This is a genomic window from Frankia gtarii (assembly GCF_025403375.1).
In the GTDB taxonomy this organism is placed as follows: domain Bacteria; phylum Actinomycetota; class Actinomycetes; order Frankiales; family Frankiaceae; genus Frankia; species Frankia gtarii.
In genome coordinates, this window is sequence record NZ_JAMPTM010000109.1 from 1 (window position 1) to 20,385 (window position 20,385).

Here is a 20,385-nt window from a genome sequence, read left to right on the forward strand (position 1 = left end):
GATCGGGGGGTGGCGTGCGGGACGGGCCGACATCGTTGTTGTTCGGGGGCGGTTGCGCCGCCCCGACCACGGTGACCTTCGCCGTGGGCACCGCCCGCCGCCCATCGCTGAGCGTCACCTGCGCGGACACCGTGTACTCGCCCGGCTTCGTCCAGGCGTGCCGCGCCTCGACACCACTGCCCTCGGCACCGTCACCGAACTGCCACCGGACGGCACTCAGCCGGCCGCCGCCGGTCGCCGTCACCCGCATGGTGACCGGGTCCTCCGCCGCCACTGTGGTCGCCGACAGCGCGATCTGGACATTCCCGTGTTCGGTGGTCGGAGGCCCGCTGGGAGACGAGGTCGGCGGCGTGGTCGGCTTCGCTGCCGTCGGCTTCGCTGTCGTCGGGGTCGGCCCCGAAGACGGTCCGCCCCCGCTGGCGTCCTGCACCACTCCGGCGCCCGGCCGGTCCGGGTTGTACTTGCGGACCTCTGTTGATGTGCCGTCCAAGCGGACCACGCCCGCGCGCGCGCTGACCGGATCGTTGAAGAACACGAAACTGCCGCTGGGCACCAGCTCGAACGGCGTGTCGGCGGGCAGTACCTTCGGGCTCACGAGTACCGCGCGCCTGGCGAGGTCGACGACGTGCACCTGGCCGGAGGTGTAATCGGGAACGAACAGCCGGCCGGCCACCTCACGAGTCGGCCCCAGCTGATGGCGTGTCACACCGAGGCTCATCCCCGTGCAGGTCCGCCGGGCCAGGTCACTGACCAGGAGCACACCGCGGCTTCCCGACGCCGCGTACACGCGCTCGGTCGACGGCGAACCGGTCACCGTCACCGTGCCATCGCCCCGTCGGGTGTCCAGGCAGGTCGCGGCTCCCGGGATGCCATCCGTGCCGACCGGCCGGACCTCCCGGGCGGCGAGGTCGACCACCACGACCCGGCTGCCGGCCAGCACCAGCGTGGACTGCGCCGGGTCGACCGCCCTCGGCCGGATGTGCTTGCCACCCGCATCGAGCCGGACCAGGTCGCCACTGTCTCCGTCGACGAGCCACAGCCTGCCGTCCCCGTCGACCAGCGCCGCCCCGGACCGCACCCGTGCCCCGAGCGACTCGGTTCCCCGGACACCCAACGTCTCCGGGTCCGCGATCGTGACGATGCCGGTGGTCTCGTTGACCGTGTACACCGCATGCCCGCCCGGGAATACCGAGAGCGGCTGATCGGGCTGGGCGAACCGAGCCGTACCCGACTTGGCGAACGTCGCGCCGTCGATCCGGACGACGCTCCCCACCGAGCTGTTCGCCACGAACACGTCGGTCTTCGACTGCGCCGCGGACAGGGTCCCACGCCCCACCTCCACCTGCGTCACCACCTGCGCCGACGCGCCGTCGATCAGCACCGCCTGACCGACGGCGGATGACACCAGCCAAGCGGAACCGTCCTCGAGCGCCACAGACCGGGCCGAGGGGCCGTCCGCAAGGCCCACCGTCACGCCTCCCGCGAGCAGCAGGCCGGCAACGGCAACCCGGACGGACATGGTTGGCAGACGGGTCCGGCCGCTCCGCGATGTCACGCCGGGAATCCTAGGACGGAATCACCGGGGTTCGGTGCTCCTACCCGGAACGGACCCAAAAGGGCAGCCTGGGACGCCCTAGTAGACCTTTCCTGGGCTAAGGGGATGGGGTCTGTGACGCCGGAGGATATGGAGTGGGACCGGTCCCGTGGTAGTGGAGTTGGCGGCGTCCGGCGGGCTGGCCTCGGCACGGTCGTCGGCTCGAAAGAATCGTTTTGGTAACGTGGTGTGTCGATGTCGACCGGACCGTTCCACGTCGATCTCGACCTGCAGGATTCGTTCGAGGACGGCTTTCGTCATCTGGTTCAACAGGTCATCGACGCCGTCGATCGGTGTTCCGGTCGCTTTCGCGTTCTTCAACGACGTGGTGTACAGGGCCAGAGGGTGGCCGCTGCAGTGCCCAAGGGGGCAACAGAGTGTGCCCAGCGGGCCGTGTCGTGAGCTCCGCGCCCGTGGAAGAATTCGACGAGCCGTTCCACCGACCGGGACACCGCAGCTCACTCACGGAGCGGGGGTAGCAAGAAATGCCGCTGGATGAACCAACGGACAACGGATCGCGGCGTGCTCTCCTGGCAGCCGGTCTGACTGGCGTGGCCGCAACCGCGACTGGGATGGTCGCAGCACCGGCCATGGCTTTGTCGGCCTGGCATCCCGACTGGCGCTTCTGCGACAGATGTTTCGGCTTGGTCCGAAATCTAACGAGTTCCATCAACAAGTGCCCGAGGGGGGGGGAACCACCGCGTTCGGGGCTGGATCTTCGGATTGAAGTTCGTCGAGGACACGGTCCTCCACTCGTATGACAAGCCAAATATTCAGAGCGCCTGGCTGCAGTGCTCGCGCTGCGGGGTTTTGTACTACGCGGACTTTCCGGGAGCATGTGCCGGAAACGGTGGCAGAGCTCATCGGGGATCGCGTCCTCAGAACCTGCTGTACCACGACCTGAACCCAGTACCAAGGAACTTTCAGTCCGACTGGAGATTCTGCTTCAAGTGCAGCTCACTGTACTTTGACGGATACCGGCCGACGCGAGGTGTGTGTCCCGGAAACCCGGGCTGGGGGCATGCGGCAGCCGGCTACCAGTTCCAACTCCAAGTGTATTCATATTAGTCCACGTGTCTGTCCTGAATCTTGATCGCTTTTAGCTCTCGCTGGTCGTGCGTGGCGTCCAGCGGGAGGCCGGGGTTCGGCGGGCGAGCCGGCGGACCATCATGCGGATCATGCCCGGCGCTGTTGCATCGGGCGGAGGTGGGGCGTGGTGGAGCCGTCTCGGGCGGGCGGTCAGATGGCCAGGGTGAGTTCGGTGAAGGCAGCCGTCAGCCGGTTCCGGGGGTCGGCATCGACGCCCGGTTCGTAGTGGCCGCGGCGGATGTTCTGCACGAACGCGTGCCCGGAGCCGATGATCTGTGCGGAGCGGAGGCGTTTCGGGCCGCGCATCGGCCGTAGTCGTGCCTTGAGCCGGCCGTGGGACAGGGCGCGGGTCAAGAACCGGCGGGCCGCGGCGAGATCCCGCTTCCCGGAGGCCAGCATGTCGATGACCTGGCCGAACTGGTCGACGGCCCGGTACAGGTAGGTCCATCATCCGGCGACCTTCACCTACGTTTCGTCGACGAACCAACGATCACCCGGTGTGTGCCGGCATGGCCGGGCCGCGTCGATCAGTTGTGCGACGGGAAGTCGTGAGGCAGGTATTTCCAGGAAATTCCCGTCCGGTTGACATACAGGATCGCGTTGAACACCTCGCGAAGGTCTACCTGGGCGGGCTGGCCGGTGGGCCGACGGTCGATCCGGGCCTGCCGCCAGGCTTGTAACGTCGGCGCGATCAGTGCCCAGCGGGCGTCCGACAGGTCGCTGGGGTACGGCTTGCGCGGGTTCATGGCAGACGCTCCTACCCGACCCATTCCGTGATCATTTCCATGAGGAGCACGAAAGCGTTCTGGTGGTGCGAGATAAGGCAAAAGTCATCGACCTTAAATGCCACTCATCGTCATCAGGACTCCCAGAGTTCCCTCTCAACGCGCCCGCACCCCGGCCGCGAGGGATCTGGCTCTTTGGTTGGAAAATAGGCGTTGGCGGGACACGTGTCAACAGCGTTCACTGAACCCCCTTGCGGTGGGCGCTCGAGGCTGTGACGTCGCGGCCGGTGCCCGGCCGGTGGCATCGGCGGCGGACTCCGAGCAGCTGCGGGGGTGGGGGGTCGTCGGTCGTCCGGGCCGGTCGGCGGGTCGCGCCAGACCGTTCGGTGAACAGCGTTGACATCGTCCTGGATGCTCTGCGAGGCTTCTGCCACTCGGGTGGGGCCGGACTCGAGGGCGATGAGGGCGGAGCTGTCTTATGAGCGCAATCGATCTGTCCGGGTACGAGGTCACTGACGCCTTTTTTACCTCCCGCCGGCGGAGCACTACCCGGGCCGGATGTTCCAACCGCTGGAAGGCGGCAACGGCGGCCACGGCGGCCACGCGGTGACCTTCGGCGGCGGCATACTCGGTGAGATGTTCCAGCGGATCGCGATGAGCGCGCGGCTGGGCGGTTACATGGTCGAGTCGAACCAGGGCCACAAGGGCGACGACTACGACCCGAGGGCCGGGGAGGACCCCACGCTGTACGGCCACCGGGCCAGCGCCGAGTCCGCGCGGTTGTCGAAGTTCGTCGCCGCGCAGGTCTACGGCACCGCGCCGCACCGCAGCTACGTGTGGGGCGGCAGCGGCGGCGGCGGCGATCCCCCCGCTCTGCCTGGAGAACGCGCCGGGTGTGTGGGACGGCGCCATGCCGTCGACCAGCGGCGGGGAGATCGCCGAGCCGGGGAACACCCGGCGGGTCAAGGCCGGCAGCATCTCCTCGTTCGGCCAGATGTGGCTGTGGACCTCGCTGGCCGAGGACCTGTACCGCGACGACCCGGACTACTTCGAGAACTTCTGGACGAAGGCGGACTTCGACGGCGGTGGGACCCACCCGTTCCGGCACGAGGGGATCGACGGCAGCGCGGACGAGCTGAACGTGTCGACCACGCATTCCTACGACCGCCCGGGGGCGTACTTCTCCACCGTGCGGGTCACCTCTCACCGCGACGGCGACCTGGCCGCCGAGGTCTGCCGGATCGAAACGATCGGCCAGGCCCGGATCGTCGTTTCCTAGGGCGCGGCTGGACCGCCCCGCGTCGCTGACCTCCAGCGCCCACATACCCCTTCCACATCGGCCTTGGAGATCTCGATGTCCAGCGGCGTTGAACTACGCATTGACGACTACGTAGTGACGGACGACTATTTCGGAAAGCCGTACATCGACGTGGACGAGTGGCGTACCTCGCCGGTGGGTGCCTACAAGTACCGCTTCGTGCACGGCGGATTCGCCGACACCGACACCCGATTATCGTGCTACTTTCTCCCCGCCGACGACTGGGCCGGTCGCATGCTCTTTCCGGTCGAGGGCGGACTGGGGGGGTACGAGGACACCTGCGGGACCGTGCAGGGCCTGCTGCTCGACCAGCTCGGTATCGGATTCCGGCTGGGCGCATACATTGTCGAGTCGAACGCCGGGCACATCGGCGTCGAGTTCGACCTCCGCGCCGGTCCCGACCCGTCGCTCTACGGCTATCGCGCGCACACGGAATCGGCGCGCTTTTCCAAACACCTCGCGACCCAGATCTACGGCACTCCGCCCCGGGCGAGTTACGCCTACGGCGGCGGGGGCGGCGGCATGCGTGCCCAGTTGTGCCTGGAGAACAGCGACGTGTTCGACGGTGCCATGCCCTACGTCGGGATCGCGGCGACCATGGACGAGGCGACGTACGAGCTACCCCCCGGCCGGCGGCTGCTGAAGACGGCCTCGCTCGCGACCTTCGGCGCGGTGCTCAACGTCCAGCGCCTGCTCGGCGACAAGGTCCGAGGTGTCATCGACGCCGTGGAGCCCGGGGGCAGTGGCGAGGTGTTCGCCGGTCTGGGCACCCACCAGCGGGAGGAGCTGGCCGCGCTTTACCGGCTTGGCTTCTCCCGCGGCTCCGAAATCATGATTGCCGAGCCGGTAGGGCCGGTGTCGGCGTGGTCGTGGCTCGCCGACGACATGCTGGCGGAGCTGCCGGAGTTCTTCGAGGAATTCTGGTCCGAGCCCGGACACGTGGGCCACGACTTCCCCGAGCTGCTCGCTCCCCATCGTGTGCAGGCCACCGCGCGCGTCCGCGCTGTGGTCACCGCCGAACAGCTCGCCGCCCGCGCGGCCAGCCTCGCCGGGCTGGGCGCGATCGCGAAGTTCACGATCGGGATGAAGGGAGCGCAGTATCCCTGCGCGCTGGAGCTCGACACCGACGTGGCGGGCTACCTGCTGGGCGCGTCCATCAAGGTCGTCAGTGGCGAGGCCACCGGCCGGAGCCTGATTGTCGCCGGCATCGTGGGCGAGGACACGCTCTACGTCGACGGCGCTGCCGAATCCGGGACGTTGCGGATGACAGACGTCGTTCCCGGCGACGAAGTGCTGATCGACAACCGGAATTTCCTGGCGTTCTGCTACGCGTACCGGCATCAGGTCGCCGAGTGGGACCGCGAGTCCGTCGCCACGTTCGTCGACGGTCGGCCGGTTTATCCGCGCCACGGGCTGCCGACGGCATTCGCACTGGGTGGCGGCCCGGCGTCCGGATCGTTCGGCGGGAAACTTCTCCTGCTGCCTGGAACGCACGACGCGAACGTGTGGCCCGGCCGTGCCGACGCTCTCGCCGACCATATTCGGCGGGTGCAGGGAAGCGCCGCGGCGGATCGGCTGCGGCTTCGCTGGATGGAGAACGCGGAGAACATTCCGGGCTCCTTCCTGCCCTCGGCTGGCGGGGTGTCGATGAGTACCCGCTACATCGACTACAACCCGCTCGTCGAGCAGAGCCTTCATGACCTCGCCGCGTGGGTCGAGAACGGCACGCCTCCCGTCGACACCGCCTATGACTACACCGGCGGACGGCTGGCCCTGGCCCCGGACGCGCGAACCCGCGGCGGAATTCAGGCCGTCGTCACGGTGACCGCGAACGGGGCGGTACGCGCCGAGGTGTCGGCCGGCGAGCCGGTGACGTTCGAGGTGACCGCCGAGGTGCCGCCCGGTGCCGGTGCGGTCGTCAGCGCGGCGTGGGACTTCGACGGCAGCGGGACGTTCGCGTCCGAGCTCGCGGGAATCGACGGTCAGGCCAACCCCGTCCAGCTCACCACCACCCATTCCTTCGACCGGCCCGGGACGTACTTTCCCGCGGTCCGCGTCAAGAGCCACCGCGACGGCGACGTGTCGGCCACGAGCCGGCTGGTCCCCAACCTCGGCCGGGTTCGGGTGGTCGTCCGTTGAACGCCTTTTCGTCGACATCAACCAGCTCAGGGGAGCAAGCATGATTCGCGCCAAATCGGCCGGCGCCTTACTGGCTGTCGGACTCGGTGCCGTGCTTGTTCTCGCGGCGTGCGGAAGCGACTCGTCGCCAGGAAACCCGCCGCCGCCGGCTGTCGCCGCACCGACCGCTACCAGCAGCGTTGCTGCCAAGATATTGGTGATCGGCGACATAACCGGAAACGTCTTCACGATGCCCGAGGTCGTTCCGATCGTGAAGGGCGAGCTGCGCGGCTTCCCGAACGTCGAGATCGAGACCTGTGACAGCAAGGGCACGGCGAGCGGCGTCCTGGTGTGCGAGCAGAAGGCCGTGGCGGACGACGTCGCCGCGGTGATCAACGGCGGCAACCTCCTCACAGCGGACCAGGCCCCGCTCGCGAAGGCGGGAATCCCGGTCCTCGGCCAGTCCGACACCTCCAGCCCCGACTCGTTCGCGACCGCCTCGGCGAACGCGGAGTTCGCAGCCATCGGGATCGGCCTGGCCAACGCCGGCTGCACCAAAATGGGCATCGTCTACTACGACGGTACCGATTTCCTCGCGAACCTGGTCAAGAAAGGTATCGAGTCCAAGGGCGGAACCGAGGTCGCGCGGTCCCCGATCGCCCTCAACGCGCCTGACCTCACTCCGGCGATCTCCAAGATCACCGGAGCGGGGGCGGACTGCGTGGCCGTGAGCCTTGCCCCGACTTCCGCGGCCCAGGCGCTCACGGCGATCAGGCAGAGCGGCAGGCACCTCACGGTCGGCAGCGTCTCGGCGGTCTTCACGCAGAAGCTGATCGACTCCCTGGGCCCGGACCTGACCAACGGCCTCGTGGTGGTGGACTCCCAGCTCAACGGCGCGGACGACAATCCTGGCATTGCCCAGATCAAGGCCGCCATCGCCTCGCAGGGCTCGAAAGACCCGGTCACCTCGAACGGCATCATCACCTGGATCGGGGCAAGGCTGCTGGAGGCGGCCCTGCCCAAGGTGTCGGGACCGGTGACCGCGGCGTCGCTCACGACGGCGCTCAACGGGCTGCGCGACGTGGACATGCTGGGTGTCATTCACCCGTGGTCGTCGGTCGAAGTGGACAACCCGGCCTATAAGCGCCTGTTCAACCACTATGGGATCACGTACACCGTGAACGATCTGAAGGCGACCAAGAACGGAGACTTCTTCGACATCGCCGAATCCACAGCCCTCCGGTAGAAGCCGACCCGGACATCCGAACGAAGACCAGATAGGGCAGGCGCACGGACATAGCTGACCATCATGCCGGCAGCCGCGCCCTCGCATCAGGCCAGGTCACAGGCTCAGGCTGACTTCTGGCACCCCACAGGCTTGATGGGTACCGTCGGCTAATAGTATTTTCTTGGATCAAGGTGGGAGATAAGGAACAGTTGTCCGCCATGGTCTCTGGTGATGTTGCCCGCGGAGGTACTTCACGTCGTGCCCTCGGGTCGCAGTCGCTCTACCCCCGTTAAAGTGAATCCCAGATCTTCGCGGCTCCCTTCTTGGCAAATCGAAGCGGTGTGATCGCTGTGCGGAAGGTCGGCTCCAAGATCTTCTGGATCCCGACCTCGCCGACCAGCAACAATGCCTGGAACAAGGACGGTGTGGGAGGGTGCAGGTCCGCGAGACCCTCGGCCAAGTCCCTGGCCAGGTTTCTGGTCAGGTTCACGACTAGTAGCAGACTCAGCTTTGTTGACCGCTCCAGGAGGTCCTCTACTGCGCTGGTAACGGGTTCTCTTGCGATCTCCGCCTGGGAGAAAATAGTGAAGAGCTGATGAAGAGTGGGAGGTTTGGATCTTTTTTCCCAGGCGTCTAGAAAGTGTTTCGCCGGGGATCCGTCATCGCCGACGTGATCGAGGTCTTCGGCAACTGCTCGGGCGAGAAGGGGTAGCTCCTCGGCGAGGATTTCGGCGTGCAGCCGCCGGGTGATCGCGAGGACGGTGGTCCTCAGACTGTCGGTCGTGGCGATGTCGCCGTCTGCGGTGTCCAGGAAGGCGAGCTCGGCGAGGATCTGTTCGCTGTCGGCGTCGAAGAGTGCGCCCAGATCATCCTGGTATTCTCCGCCGACAGCGAGCCGACGGAGTTGGTCGTGAGTGTCCTTGGAGGACAGGCCGAGCTGACGCATCCGCGCCGGGTCGAGCACGGCCTGGACCATACGCGTGGCTCCGTCCAGTCGGCCCCAGATCCAGTCGTTGACTCGCCAGGATTTCGCGAGGAATCCGCCGAACCAGAATAGTTTGATCCCGGCGATCTTGTCTGGTGTCGAGGGTCCACCGAAGGAGTTGGGTGTGAAGCCGCTGACCTGTTGAAGGGTCACCTCCTGCTCCACCTCCGGCGGCGCGCCGGCGATGGTGAGCTGACAGACCTCGACCGCCAGCAGCCTGCGCAGCAACGATGTCGGGGACACCTGCTGACCGTCGGGCAGTAGCGCTTCCAGGAGCTTGTCCAGCAGCTCGGATTCGTACGTCGCGTTGGGAACCGTGCTCGCTACGCCACCGTCGTCCTGTCGCTTGGTGACACGGTGCAGGTCCTCGCGCGCGTCGATCAGAACCTCTGCGATCCGCTTGGCCACGTCGCCCAGCCGGTTGGGCAACGTCGCCGCCGGGGCCTGTTTGGCGCCCGGGGGCAACGGCCAGCGGGAGAGCGCTTCCTGCAACCAGACATGAAGCTGCTCCTGTCGCTGCGAAGCGTCGGATGCCTCCGGAGGCTGTGGGGGCGGCTGGTCGGCCTGGTCTCGCCAGAACTGTTCGTCATCGCTGCGGATGTCGCGAAGCAGCGTCAACGCTGCGTGGAGCCGCCAGCGGTAGCGGCGCAGGCGCCCGCGTAGATCCGTATCGGTCGGCTTGGCCAGCCAGACGGCGCGTTTGAAGATATCGACGGCGACCGCGCCGATACGCTCAACCGGCTCGATTCCCCAGTCCCATTGGGCCGGGTCGGCGTCGGCAGGCAGATCGGTCGGGACGTAGGACACCGCGCCGAGGCCTGAGTCGTGCAACGCCGTCGCGAGATCGGCGTGGGTCCACCACCTCCGATGTTGATCGGGGGCCGCGGCCAGCAAGGCGTTGATGCGATCGGCCTCGCGGTGGGACCGCAGGGTCCGGTACTCTGCCAGGAGCTTGCCGGCAAGCTCCTCGTTCAAGACGCCGATCACGCCCGGGCGTTCGGATCGGTACCGCCGGACACGGTCGTTCGTGTCCCGGATCTCGGCGAGTTCCGCGTCGACCGACTGCGCGTAGGGCAGCAGGGCCAGTGTCTCCAATACCCGCGCGAGCCTCGGCGGCGCGTCGGCGCTGTCGGCGCCGGGACCCACGAGACCGGCGACCTCGCTGGGGAGGGCGCTACGCGGGTCAGGGTTGACGTGTATCAGCAGTCGCCGTACCTGCCGGTCGGCTGGCTGGGCGTAGATCGCGGCGAGCGCGGGCTTGACTGGCTGGTTCAACAGCACGCCACCGTCGATCACGTACCGGCTCTGCGGGAACGTCGCGATCGGGGGTAGTTCCGCGGTGGCGCCCATGTCCGGGTGGTACTCGTCCTTCCCGTCCTCTCCTACCGGCACGAAGCTCGGCTCGAATGCCACTGGGAACGAGGCCGTGCTTCGGCTGGCCAACGCCAGTTGGCGGGCCACGATTTTCTTCGCAAATGGGTCGAGCGCCGGCTTGCCCGCCGCGCGAGTGAATCGGAGCCGTCCCGTGTGGACGGATTCGGTGATCGTGGTGCCGAAGTCGTCCAGGTAGTGCTTCGGCTGGCCGTGGATCAGCGTCGTGTTGATGATCAGATCGATTGGTCGCTGGTCCGCTGGCACGTACCGCAGCCATCGTTCGTCCTCCGGTACGAGGTCGTCGAAGATTTGGGCCAGCTCGCGCAGAAAGTAGTCGTCGCCCCGCAGGAGAGACTCTGGGGCCGGCTCCGGGCGGCGCAGCAACGCGTCGAAGGAGCCCAGATCGGCCCACTGGCGGCCCAACCCGCGCAGGTCGGCGCCATACGCCTGCGCGTATGCCAGGAACGCCCCGTTTATGCCCCCTGCGGACGTACCGGCGATCACGTCTGCCCGCGCAGTCGCGCCGACAAGACCGAGGAGCTCCTTATATACCGTCGATGATTCCGCCGCCGATGTATCCGGCTGACCTCGCAACGACCCGGCCGCACCGCTCTGTACCAGGCCGTTGATCTCATTGACCACGCCAGCCATCCACACCGCCAGGCTAACGCCACCGTTGAGCACGACCGCGAGCCGAATATCCTCCAGATCGCCATGATCAACGCGGGATGGATTGCGGTTGAAGTTCATCGCCCTCCTCGAAGGGGTCGGTTGCGGTGATCTGAGTGAACAGCGCACCTGGCGACAGGACGCTCCTCACAGTGCCCCGACTTGACACATGGTCCAGTTGGCAGAAACCAACACTTCCCGCTATTGCACCATCTGTCCAGGTTGCCCCGTGGTATCGCCATGGCCGACGGATCAAGGATGTGGCAGGCAAGAAATACTCTAGAGCCTCTCTCGCGGATCTTCGCGTCGTACCCGCGCGGAACACGTTGCTGTACTCACGTGTCGATCAGTAGCTGGTCGCGCGCGGTAGCGAACAGTTGCTGTTGGGCTGCCAGCTTCGTGGGCGTGGCAGCGGTGTCGAAGAGCAGCTGGTAGACATGGCCTACTTTGCCCGCGACGAACAGCTCGACACGCTTGCGGGGTTCGGCCTGGCCGGCCCAGTGATAGTCGATCTCCAGCCAGAGGGCGTCGTTGCCGCTCTGCCGAGTCGGGTGGGTGAGGACCGTGAGGTCGGCCATGGAGGACTCGGCCGTGTCGCGGTACCAGGCGAGCTGTGCAGAGGCAGCCTCGGGCGTCGATCCGTGCAAGGTGTCCCGCTTGACGCTCATGTCATGGGCTTTGTCCGGGGAGCGCCAGTTGCTCTGGAGATTGCTGTCGTAGCCAGCCACCTGAGTCCAGCCGTCCGGAACGGCGAAGGTGACGCTGAGACCGGGTGCGCTGAGACGGTGCCAGCCACTTGGCAGCGTGGGCGGAGGAGACGCCTTCGGACCGGTCGGCGTGGATGAGACCGGTGAGGCTGGCGTCTCGGAAACGCCCGAGGTCGCGGGGGCACCGGCACCGTAGGCGAGGGACTGGTTAAGTGATGAACCACCGGTGAGCGGTACTCCGAACACCGCTAACAGAAGACCAGCCACGGCGACGATCGCCGAGACCAACGCGGCGATCTCCCCCACACTAATCCGCCGCCCCGCACCACCCGGACTGCTCACGTGGCTCCCCCCGCCCCTCTATATCGCCTGCGCCATGGCGACATTCAACCGCGAGGTCCACACCATCGGGTGGCCCGGGGGAATCTCACCCCGGGCTGTGAGGCTCCAGAATTCGGGTTTCGGTCTGTGAGCTGGCCTTTTACGGTTTACATGATCGTCCGTGAGGGTGGTCGGGCGGCGTTGCGGCACTCGTTGATCAGCCCGCCGAGGATGCGGGTGCGTCGGACGGTGGAATCCGAAGTTGGAGTGATCACGAGTGGCGGGTCGGGTGGGTGTTGGCCGAGGGCGCGGTGGGGCCGGTGGGTGTTGACATGTTCGGCGTAGCTGGTGAGGGCTGAGGTCAGGTGCCGTTCGGAGACGATCAGCATTCTGTCGGTGCATTCGCGGCGGGCAGTGCCGATCCAGCGTTCCGCGATCGCGTTTGCCTTCGGTCAAGACCAAGATCGTGTGCCGTAAGGACGGCAGGCGGCGTGGCTTGTACGAGCACACCTCGTTCACGTTTCTGGGGTACTCTTCCTGGCCCAGGGGCGCCAGGAGAGCCGACGGAACATGTTCGTGGGTCTTCAGCCCGCGGTCAGTCCTGAGGCGCTCAAGAAAACGGGCCAGCGGGTCCGCCGATGGCGAATCCACGCGCGTACCAGGCATGACCCGGGCGATCTCGCCGCGCCGATCAACCCGGTCGTGGCGGGCTGGATGAACTACTACGGCCGGTTCTACCGGTCGCAGTTGAATCCCCTCCTGCACCGCATCAACACCCACCTGATGCGGTGGGCTGGCAAGGAGTACAGACGGCTTCGCCTGTACAAGCGGTTCAAGGCATGGTGGACCGGGCTCCTCGATCGAGAGCCCGGGCTGTTCGTGCGCTGGGCCTGGGCACGCACGCCCGCTGGAATGCGATGAGAAGAGCGGAGTGAACCGAGAGGCTCACGCCCCGTTCTGCGGGAGCCCGGGGGTGCGATTCCCCGGGCGACCCGACCAGGGTCGGCGCGGACCTTTCGAAGCGTGATGTGGTGCTGGCGGCGTGACCCTTCACGAGGAGACTTCGACCGTCTTCGGCCAGGATTCGCGGTCCCCGATATGGGTGAGCAGGTAGTCGGCAAGATCCGCCCGTGAGATGGCTTTGGGTTTCGACAGGTGCGCGTTCGCCGCTGCCCGGTAGTTCCCGATGGGGGGCCCGTTGGTGAGCATCGGGGGACGGATGATCGTCCAGTCGGTGTCGCTGGCCGCGACGATATTTTCCATGGCCCTCATGTCGGTGTACCCGTGACGGTAGAGACGTTGGATGACAAGTCTGGTGACGAGCCGCTGGGGGAGCGGAGTCCCGGGTGGGATGTCGAGGCCGGCCGAGGACAGGCACATGAGGCGTCGCACCCCTGCGCGGCCCATGACGTCGATGATATTGGTCGCGCCCTGGGAGTAGACGGTGGTGGGATGTTTGCGGTCCGTGCTGCCCAGGCACGACAGGACGGCGTCATGACCGCCGACGGCCGCCCGCCACGTCAGGGGCTCCAGTACGTCCCCGGTGATGACGGTCGGCCACGCGCGGTCGCCGACGGCGATCTTGCCCGGGTCGCGGGCGACGACGGTGACGGCGTGGCCGTCATCGAGCGCCCGGGTCAGAAGGTGGGCACCGGTGCCGCCGGTGGCGCCGAAGATGAGCAGCTTCATGACTGATCCGCGAGCAGGTCGACGAGGGCGCCGGCCAGCGCCTGCTGGCCGGCGAGGGAGAGGTGTAGCCCGTCGTCGAGGTGGGACCGCCCCGCGGGTTCACGAGCGATGACGGGTCGGGTGTCGAGCGTGGGACCGGGCTGCGCGGTCAGGATCTGCCCGATGGCGTCGATGTCACGGTTGGCCCACGTGAGCCCGGCCCGCTGGAAGGGCTGGTAGGCCGCGACACGCGCCTCGTCGACCGTGGTCGGGGTGAGCCACACCCAGCGCGCCGCGGTGCGCCGCACGACGAGATCGTGCAGGCAGTGCAGGTTGCGTTCGGTCTCGGCGAGGCTGACCAGGGTCGGCCCGTCGGCGGATCCGAGGCGCTGGGCGTCGTTGGCGCCGAGCATGCACAGCACCCAGTCCGGGTGGTGGAGGAACAGGCCGGGCAGCGTGGTCAGGGCCTGGGTGCTGGTGTGCCCGGAGACCGCCAGGTTCGTCAGGGTGATGCCGTCGGCGGGGCGCCGCAGGCCGAGAAGGTGGCGCAGGATCTCGAACCATGACAGCAGGTCGTCGGTGGTGCTCTCGCCGAGCGCCACGACGTGCTGACCGGGTGAGAACGGCAGCAGGTCCACCTTCCCGGCGAACCCGGGCCGGTCGAGCAGGTCCGCCGCGACGCGGCGGACCTGCTCGTCGTGCGCCCGGCGCGTCCGTCGGTAGGCGCCCGGGTCCAGCCCGAACACGGCGGCGATGCGCTCATCGTCGAGCTTCCCGAGGTAACCCAGGGTCTTCTCGGGATGCTGGAACCTGATAAGTCGGTCAACTGTTTCGGGGTTCATTGTGCTTTCATCCCCACTATCTCGGTCCCTTCCGGTTCCGGCATGCACCGACTGCGTGTGCCGCCGGGGTCAGGCGTTGGTACCGGCCTTGTTGGTCCGGGTGCGCGGCAGGAGAAAGCCGGCGGCGATGAGCCAGGCCAGCCCGGTGAACCGGGCTATGGGCAGCAGGAAGGCCGAGTCCGAGACGAGCAGGGTGACCGTGGACAGCTCGGCGACGGCGGCGATGACCAGGCCGGCCAGCGCCAGCCCACGCGGCAACAGACCGGCCAGGAGCCCCGGCACGGCGATGCCCGCGACCAGCAGGCCCAGGAAGACGACGTTCCCGGCGCCGCCGGTGGCGAAGGCGAGGTCGTGCAGTGCCCGGACCACGGCCGGCTCGCTACCCACCTCCGACCGTGACAGCACCCAGCTCACCAGGCCGGACAGGCTCAGCATGGCGGCGGCCACCACGCCACCGGTCAGGGCGATGGTGGCGCCGGGTACCCGGATACCGAGATTGCGCAGGCGGGCCGAGACGGTGGCGGCATAGACCGCCAACGGGACCGAGGCGGCGAACTGCAGGAACGCGCTCACGCGTACGGGGTCCCGATGGTCGTGGAAATACGCCAGGATGTCGGCCGAGGAGCCGAACGGTGACGGAAAGGTGTCGCCGCCCGCCATGGCCGTGCTGACGGCGAGACTGGCGACGAACAGCGCCGTGAACACCACGGCGAGAACTCCCAGGGGTGGTCCCCCGTCGGACTGTCGCGGGATGCGCGTAGAGGTTGTCACACGATCACCCGTCCGCCGGTCAGGTCGAGGATGACCCCGGTGACCCAGGACGATGCGCTCGAGGCGAGATACAGCACGGCCTGCGCGATGTCATCGGGCTGCCCGAGGCGGCCGAGCGGGAACGTCGCCGCCAGCCCGTCGAGCTGCGGGGGGGACATGAACCGCTGCATGCGCTCGTTGAGCACCGCCGAGGGGGCCACGCAGTTGACGCGGACGCCGTGCCTGCCGACCTCGTTCGCCAGGTGCTTGGTCAGCATCACCACGCCTGCCTTCGCCACCGCGTACGCGGCGTTCGCGCCGCCCGGATGGCGGCCCGCCGTGGAGGACATGGTGATGATCGACCCGCCACCCAGTTCGATCATGGCGGGCAGGAACGCGGTCACGGTCAGATACACCGACGTCAGGTCCGACTCGAGGACCGCGCGCCAGCGATCAGAGCCGAGTTCGGTGGTGGGCGCCGGGGCGCCCTGGCCACCGGCGAACGCCGCGAGGATCTCCACCGGCCCCAGCGCGCGCTCGACCGACTCCCGCACGCTGTGCACCGCGGCCTCATCGGTGACATCACCGGGCGCCGGCACCGCTGTACCGCCGTCCGCGACGATCTTCGCGACGACCGTGTCGACCGCCGCCCGGTCACGGCCGTTCACCGCGACCCTGGCTCCGTTCGCCGCCAGGGCCCGGCAGGTCGCCATTCCGATTCCTCGTGAGCCGCCGGTCACCAGCGCGACCTTGCCGGCCAGGTCCGGATGATGCGACAGGCCGTCGCCGGCTTCGCTGAACATGTCCACAACCACCTCAGTTCTCTATGGTGAACCATTCATAGCACAGCATCGTTCTCTACCGCTACCATCGCTGCATGACCGCACAACGGCAGGCCGGCCACGACGACGGATGGGCGCAGCGGGTCCGGCCGGCGGGCGCGGCGTTCCTGCTGGCCCAGGTGGGTGCGTACGCGGCCGCGCGGTTCGCCGAGCGGATCAACGAGCTCGGGCTGATCCCCGCCGATGCCGGGGTTCTGCGCATGATCGCCACCCGGCCGGGGCGCAGCCAGCAGTCCCTGGCCGAGGAGCTGGGAGTCGTGCCGAGCCGGGTCGTCGCGCTGGTCGACAAGCTGGAGAGCAAGGGGCTCGTCGAACGGCTACGGAACCCACAGGACCGCCGCAACTACGCACTGCATCTCACCGCGACGGGCACGCAGATCATGGCCAGGATGCGCGGGCTCGCCTCCGCGCACGAGGACCAGATCTGCGCCGGGCTGGACGACACCCAGCGCGCGCAGCTCACCGGGCTGCTCGAAGCCATCGCCGCACATCAGGGTCTCGCTCCCGGTGTCCATCCCGGATACCAGCAACGGCCACGGTGACGCGCACGCCGGCGGCGGCCAGGTCGGAGACTGTGTGGTGTGTTTTCTCCGCGTCGATCAGAGGGAACGTTATTTCTGATCGGTCTGGGTCGCGAAGAAAATCGTGGCCTTGAGGAGGATGTCGCGTTCCTCGCGGAGTTGCCGGTTCTCCTTTCGGAGCCGTTTCAGCTCGTCGCGTTCCGCGGCGCTCAGCCCGTCGGCCCGCGTGCCTTCCCCCTCGTCGTCCGCCTCTGCGTCTTCGGGGGCGGCCGCGCGCAGTCACCCGGCCCGGGAGCGGGCGCGGTCGTCCCGCGCGAATGCGGAGGTCTCGCCGGGCGAGTTCGGGCCGGACGCCACTACGGAGGTCGATCCGCGTCGCATCGGGCCGGTGCAGATGAGCTACGCGCCGCAGTCGGACGGGGCTCCAGATCCCGGCGAGATCGTCTGGACGTGGGTGCCGTTCGAGGAGAACGACGGACGGGGCAAGGATCGGCGCTGTCGTCGGGTGTCTGGACCGGGAGGGCAGCGGGGAGTTGCTTATCGAGGATGCGCGGGTAGGCCGGGGCCCGGTCGGTGGTCACTTCGGCGGGCCGGCGGCCGTGGGACAGCGCCGCAGTGAAGAACCGGCGGGTGGCGGCCGGGTCACGCTTCCTGGTGGCCAGCACGTCGATGACCTGGCCGAACTGGTCGACCGTCTGGTGCAGGTAGCATCACTGCCCTGTGATCTTGACGTAGGTCTCGTCTGTGAACCACCTGTCACCCGGGCTGTGACGGCAGGGCCGGGCGGCGTCGATCAGTAGCGGAGTGAACCGGCGGACCCGCCGGTAGATCGTCGTGCGGTCGACGACGATGCCGCGTTCGGCGAGGAGTTCTTCGACGTCCGGGTAGGACAGCGAGTAGCGCAGGTACCACCGCACCGCCAGTGCGATCACGTCCGGTGGGAACCGGAACCCCGAGAACTCCGAGACCGGAGCTGGCGGATGAAGCCGACGACGACGCATCACGTGATCATGCGCGATCGACTACCCAAGCTTCCGCGTCCGGCGAACGCAACAGTGCCTCCGGGCACCCCTGCGCAACGGCACCATCGTCCCGGGCGGTCCGATCGTTGCGGAAGCCGATCGGGGTGACGCGATCCGGTCGACCTACCTGGCGGTCGGGGTGCGCAGCGCGGTGAGTGTCTCCGCGTACAGCGTCTCCTTGATCTGGGCGCGGACCGGGCGGGCCTTGGCCGCGAGCGGTCGCGCGCGCTCCACGGCCGCGGCGAGGAGCTGATCGGCCGGCGCCACCGCGTCGACGATGCCCGCCGCGAGCGCCTGCCCGCCGCCATAACGCCGACCGGTCGTCATCGCCTCGTGCGCGGTCGCCGGGGTCAGGCGGGCCCGGATCAGGGCCGACATCCCCGGCTGGAAGGGCAGGTCGAGGTCCACCTCGGGCAGGCAGAAAAAACCCCGGTCCAGGCGCATCACCCGCAGGTCGTGGGCCAGTGCCCACATCGCCCCGGCGGCGAAGGCGTGCCCGTTCAGGGCCGCGACGGTGACCACCGGCGAGGCCAGCGTGCGGGCGAACAGCGCGTGGACCCGGTCGAGGTAGGCCGCGGACCGGTCGGCGTTGCTCAGCAACCAGTCGAGGTCGAGACCGGTGGACCAGAACTTGCCGCCGCCCACCGTCACCAGCGCCCGGGGGCCCGCCGCGGCGTCGACCTCGTCGAGCGCCGCCTCCACCGCGGCCAGCCGGTCGGGGTGGAGGCGGTTCTCGTCATCGGGATCGAGGTGCAGGACGAAGACCTCGCCGTCCCGTTCCAGCTTCGGCATCCGCTGATCCTAGTCCGCGTGTCTTCTTGTCCGGGTCACGTCCGGATCATGCCTCGAGCCCCCGGTCTGACCAGGACCGGCGGGCACGGTGGGACGGGATACGGTGGGAAAGGCGTGAAACCATCTCACCCTCTTTGTCGCGGCGCAAGTTTAACTACGCAGTCAAAGCGAAGGGTCAACAAGATGGATTGTCGGCGCAACCAGCGGCGGGTAATTGTCCACGGAAGTGGGCGCCTTGTATTCTTCCGGGCATGGAGACGGGTGGGGTGGAGTCCTACATCCGGCAGAGGTTTGCCGAGTATGTGGGTCTCCCGGAAGAGCAGCTTTTTGCCGACGACGTGACGCTGGCCACTGTGATCGGCCGCAGCGCGAAGATGACTAACAGTATCGACCTGATGGAGACGTTCGCCCGGACGTCCAACGCGCTGCGCAAGGAGCACGGTGTGCGGGTGCGGCTACCAACGTTGCCTCTCGATACACCGATGCCCAGGGTACTGACCATCTTCCTCGAGGAATTCGACCGGCAGAAGAGGGCGGCGGCCTGATGACCGTCGAGGCAGATCACGGCACCGTCCTGGTGACCCAACGACCGGCCGGGCCCGACGCACCCCCCGCGATCATCACCGACCTCTTCGGCGCGCTGACGCGGCACGGCCTGTCCCTGGTCGACGTGACGTGGGAGCAGCAGCGGCTGCACGAGTCCCGGCGGTGGAGCGTCCTGGACATGCTGGCCGCCGTAGACCTGGACCGCTTGACGCCGCTGGACCGGACCCTCGTCTGGAATGCCGGCCGCGCCGAGCTGACCACCAAGCCGGGGGCGGACCGGTTGGAGCGCCAGGCGGACGCCGAATGCCGGCGCTGGCAGGACAGCAATCCGACGGTCTCCGCGATCATGCAGGCGTGTGGCACCTGGAGTCGCTACTGGAACGAGGAGGAGGCGCACCACGAGACGGCTTTCAACCGCCTGGCGCAGCTCACCGGAATGGCTCCGATTCCGGACGAGACCTTCATCGAGTTCCGCCAGGTATTTCCCGATGACGATATGCTCCGTACACTGATGCTGCTCGCGATCTCCGAGATCACGGCTGCGGTGAACTACGGCCAGTGCCAGCAGGTCATCGACGACCCGGGGCTGCGTCGCCTCTTCAAGCAGGTCGCCGCCGACGAGATCCAGCACCGCAACTACTTCGTGTCGTTCGCGAAGGCGCTGGTGGACAGCGGCGAATACCAGGCCAAGGATGCGTTCGCGGTGGCGCACCTGTTCCTCCGGGAGGACGGGGAGATCCTGGGCAGCTCCCGGGATCAGGTGGAGAACCGCGGCACCCACGTGAACTGGTGGGATCGTCTTGAGCGCAAGGCCGGCGAGGATGACTTCCGGCCCGAGGCGGTCGAGAAGAAGCAGCAGCTCGTCTTCGGCGCCCTGAAGAAGATAACCGGGATCGAGGTGCATTCCCGGGAAGAGCTCGAGGACACGTGGATGGATCTCGTCGGCGGCTGATCGGCCTGCGACGGGAAGCGGCGCCTTTCCTCGACTCTTCGACACGATCGATCGGGTGGTCCGACGTGTTCTTCAGCGAATCGCGGCTCATGCTGCCGGTGCGCCCCAACGACCTCGACGCGCTCGGGCACGTCAACAATGCGGTCGCGCTCGAATACCTCGAGGCCGGGCGGTGGGACTGGCTCGACCACCAGGGGCTGGTGCCGGGTGACCGCCTGATCGCGGTGGTCGCCCGCATCGAGATCGATTACCGGGCGGAGATCCCCCGCGGCCGGGTCGAGATACGCACCGCCCTCGAGCCGGGGGATGCGGGGGAGTCGGG

The 20,385-nt window shown here is 67.7% G+C and carries 17 protein-coding genes and 3 pseudogenes; 8 read left to right on the plus strand and 12 right to left on the minus strand.

Annotated elements, in window-relative coordinates; translation table 11 throughout:
- From NBZ83_RS33385 to NBZ83_RS16805, 3 genes and pseudogenes are all read right to left on the minus strand, one after another.
- Positions 1 to 1,555, minus strand: a 1,555-nt coding sequence (locus tag NBZ83_RS33385) for a PKD domain-containing protein (protein WP_261575353.1), incomplete at its 3' end; no start/stop codon positions are given.
- Positions 1,556 to 2,833: 1,278 nt separating this feature from the next.
- Positions 2,834 to 3,223, minus strand: a pseudogene (locus NBZ83_RS16800) (DDE-type integrase/transposase/recombinase); the annotation flags it as partial.
- Positions 3,217 to 3,429, minus strand: a pseudogene (locus NBZ83_RS16805) (transposase); the annotation flags it as partial. The pseudogenes NBZ83_RS16805 and NBZ83_RS16800, both read right to left, overlap by 7 nt.
- Before the next feature lie 889 nt (positions 3,430 to 4,318).
- On the opposite strand from NBZ83_RS16805, the gene NBZ83_RS16810 reads away from it, so the two are divergent.
- From NBZ83_RS16810 to NBZ83_RS16820, 3 genes are all read left to right on the plus strand, one after another.
- Positions 4,319 to 4,687, plus strand: a complete 369-nt coding sequence (locus tag NBZ83_RS16810) for a hypothetical protein (RefSeq protein ID WP_261569611.1) — start codon at positions 4,319 to 4,321, stop codon at positions 4,685 to 4,687.
- Positions 4,688 to 4,762: 75 nt separating this feature from the next.
- Complete coding sequence (locus NBZ83_RS16815) at positions 4,763 to 6,865, plus strand: PKD domain-containing protein (RefSeq protein WP_261569610.1); 2,103 nt, start codon at positions 4,763 to 4,765, stop codon at positions 6,863 to 6,865.
- Positions 6,866 to 6,905: 40 nt separating this feature from the next.
- Entirely contained in the window at positions 6,906 to 8,090 is a 1,185-nt protein-coding gene (locus NBZ83_RS16820) for an ABC transporter substrate-binding protein (protein WP_261569609.1), read from the plus strand.
- A gap of 271 nt (positions 8,091 to 8,361) precedes the next feature.
- Here the strand turns inward: NBZ83_RS16820 and NBZ83_RS16825 are convergent, their stop codons facing one another.
- The 3 genes from NBZ83_RS16825 to NBZ83_RS16835 form a co-directional block, all read right to left on the minus strand.
- Positions 8,362 to 11,181 carry a patatin-like protein gene (locus tag NBZ83_RS16825; RefSeq protein ID WP_261569608.1) on the minus strand — a complete coding sequence of 940 codons (2,820 nt, stop codon included), beginning with the start codon at positions 11,179 to 11,181 and terminating at the stop codon, positions 8,362 to 8,364.
- 254 nt (positions 11,182 to 11,435) lie between these two features.
- A complete protein-coding gene (locus NBZ83_RS16830) occupies positions 11,436 to 12,113 on the minus strand; it encodes a hypothetical protein (protein ID WP_261569607.1) in 678 nt (225 codons plus the stop codon).
- A gap of 182 nt (positions 12,114 to 12,295) precedes the next feature.
- A complete protein-coding gene (locus tag NBZ83_RS16835) occupies positions 12,296 to 12,565 on the minus strand; it encodes an integrase core domain-containing protein (protein ID WP_261569613.1) in 270 nt (89 codons plus the stop codon).
- A 133-nt stretch (positions 12,566 to 12,698) separates the two neighbouring features.
- Between NBZ83_RS16835 and NBZ83_RS16840 the strand changes: the two genes are divergently transcribed.
- On the plus strand, positions 12,699 to 13,049 hold the full coding sequence (locus NBZ83_RS16840) for a group II intron maturase-specific domain-containing protein (RefSeq protein WP_261569606.1): 351 nt from the start codon (positions 12,699 to 12,701) through the stop codon (positions 13,047 to 13,049).
- Between the two features lie 129 nt (positions 13,050 to 13,178).
- Here NBZ83_RS16840 and NBZ83_RS16845 read toward each other — a convergent pair whose 3' ends face one another.
- The 4 genes from NBZ83_RS16845 to NBZ83_RS16860 all read right to left on the minus strand — a co-directional run bounded on the left by NBZ83_RS16845 (position 13,179) and on the right by NBZ83_RS16860 (position 16,191).
- Positions 13,179 to 13,817: an NAD(P)-dependent oxidoreductase gene (locus tag NBZ83_RS16845; RefSeq protein WP_261569605.1), complete on the minus strand. Its 639-nt coding sequence runs from the start codon at positions 13,815 to 13,817 to the stop codon at positions 13,179 to 13,181.
- Entirely contained in the window at positions 13,814 to 14,638 is an 825-nt protein-coding gene (locus NBZ83_RS16850) for an SGNH/GDSL hydrolase family protein (protein ID WP_261569604.1), read from the minus strand. The genes NBZ83_RS16845 and NBZ83_RS16850 overlap by 4 nt, the downstream gene beginning before the upstream one ends.
- 69 nt (positions 14,639 to 14,707) lie before the next feature.
- Positions 14,708 to 15,409, minus strand: coding sequence for a DUF4386 domain-containing protein (locus NBZ83_RS16855; RefSeq protein ID WP_261569603.1), 702 nt, complete (start codon positions 15,407 to 15,409; stop codon positions 14,708 to 14,710).
- The gene (locus NBZ83_RS16860) at positions 15,406 to 16,191 is read right to left on the minus strand and encodes an SDR family NAD(P)-dependent oxidoreductase (RefSeq protein WP_261569602.1); all 786 of its coding nucleotides are present in this window, start codon (positions 16,189 to 16,191) and stop codon (positions 15,406 to 15,408) included. The genes NBZ83_RS16855 and NBZ83_RS16860 overlap by 4 nt, the downstream gene beginning before the upstream one ends.
- A 74-nt stretch (positions 16,192 to 16,265) precedes the next feature.
- Here NBZ83_RS16860 and NBZ83_RS16865 point away from each other — a divergent pair, with 74 nt between their 5' ends.
- A complete protein-coding gene (locus tag NBZ83_RS16865) occupies positions 16,266 to 16,772 on the plus strand; it encodes a MarR family winged helix-turn-helix transcriptional regulator (RefSeq protein ID WP_261569601.1) in 507 nt (168 codons plus the stop codon).
- A gap of 491 nt (positions 16,773 to 17,263) precedes the next feature.
- On the opposite strand, the pseudogene NBZ83_RS16870 reads toward NBZ83_RS16865, so the two are convergent.
- Together NBZ83_RS16870 and NBZ83_RS16875 are read right to left on the minus strand one after the other, a co-directional pair.
- Positions 17,264 to 17,752: pseudogene (locus tag NBZ83_RS16870) on the minus strand (IS6 family transposase); the annotation flags it as partial.
- Positions 17,753 to 17,896: 144 nt separating this feature from the next.
- The gene (locus tag NBZ83_RS16875; RefSeq protein ID WP_261575354.1) at positions 17,897 to 18,565 is read right to left on the minus strand and encodes an enoyl-CoA hydratase-related protein; all 669 of its coding nucleotides are present in this window, start codon (positions 18,563 to 18,565) and stop codon (positions 17,897 to 17,899) included.
- Between the two features lie 266 nt (positions 18,566 to 18,831).
- Here NBZ83_RS16875 and NBZ83_RS16880 point away from each other — a divergent pair, with 266 nt between their 5' ends.
- The 3 genes from NBZ83_RS16880 to NBZ83_RS16890 all read left to right on the plus strand — a co-directional run.
- Positions 18,832 to 19,110 carry a hypothetical protein gene (locus NBZ83_RS16880; RefSeq protein WP_199865518.1) on the plus strand — a complete coding sequence of 93 codons (279 nt, stop codon included), beginning with the start codon at positions 18,832 to 18,834 and terminating at the stop codon, positions 19,108 to 19,110.
- Entirely contained in the window at positions 19,110 to 20,063 is a 954-nt protein-coding gene (locus tag NBZ83_RS16885) for a hypothetical protein (protein ID WP_261575355.1), read from the plus strand. The genes NBZ83_RS16880 and NBZ83_RS16885 overlap by 1 nt, the downstream gene beginning before the upstream one ends.
- A gap of 65 nt (positions 20,064 to 20,128) precedes the next feature.
- Positions 20,129 to 20,385 (plus strand): acyl-CoA thioesterase (locus NBZ83_RS16890; protein ID WP_261575356.1); only part of this gene is annotated, 257 nt, incomplete at its 3' end.

Bases quoted from the DNA above. Each gene is read 5' to 3' on its own strand.
- NBZ83_RS16850 (WP_261569604.1), bottom strand. From the start codon at position 14,638: ATGAACCCCGAAACAGTTGACCGACTTATCAGGTTCCAGCATCCCGAG.
- NBZ83_RS16885 (WP_261575355.1), top strand. From the start codon at position 19,110: ATGACCGTCGAGGCAGATCACGGCACCGTCCTGGTGACCCAACGACCG.
- NBZ83_RS16815 (WP_261569610.1), top strand. From the start codon at position 4,763: ATGTCCAGCGGCGTTGAACTACGCATTGACGACTACGTAGTGACGGAC.
- NBZ83_RS16865 (WP_261569601.1), top strand. From the start codon at position 16,266: ATGACCGCACAACGGCAGGCCGGCCACGACGACGGATGGGCGCAGCGG.
- NBZ83_RS16845 (WP_261569605.1), bottom strand. From the start codon at position 13,817: ATGAAGCTGCTCATCTTCGGCGCCACCGGCGGCACCGGTGCCCACCTT.
- NBZ83_RS16825 (WP_261569608.1), bottom strand. From the start codon at position 11,181: ATGAACTTCAACCGCAATCCATCCCGCGTTGATCATGGCGATCTGGAG.
- NBZ83_RS16820 (WP_261569609.1), top strand. From the start codon at position 6,906: ATGATTCGCGCCAAATCGGCCGGCGCCTTACTGGCTGTCGGACTCGGT.
- NBZ83_RS16860 (WP_261569602.1), bottom strand. From the start codon at position 16,191: ATGTTCAGCGAAGCCGGCGACGGCCTGTCGCATCATCCGGACCTGGCC.
- NBZ83_RS16840 (WP_261569606.1), top strand. From the start codon at position 12,699: ATGTTCGTGGGTCTTCAGCCCGCGGTCAGTCCTGAGGCGCTCAAGAAA.
- NBZ83_RS16810 (WP_261569611.1), top strand. From the start codon at position 4,319: ATGCCGTCGACCAGCGGCGGGGAGATCGCCGAGCCGGGGAACACCCGG.
- NBZ83_RS16875 (WP_261575354.1), bottom strand. From the start codon at position 18,565: ATGCCGAAGCTGGAACGGGACGGCGAGGTCTTCGTCCTGCACCTCGAT.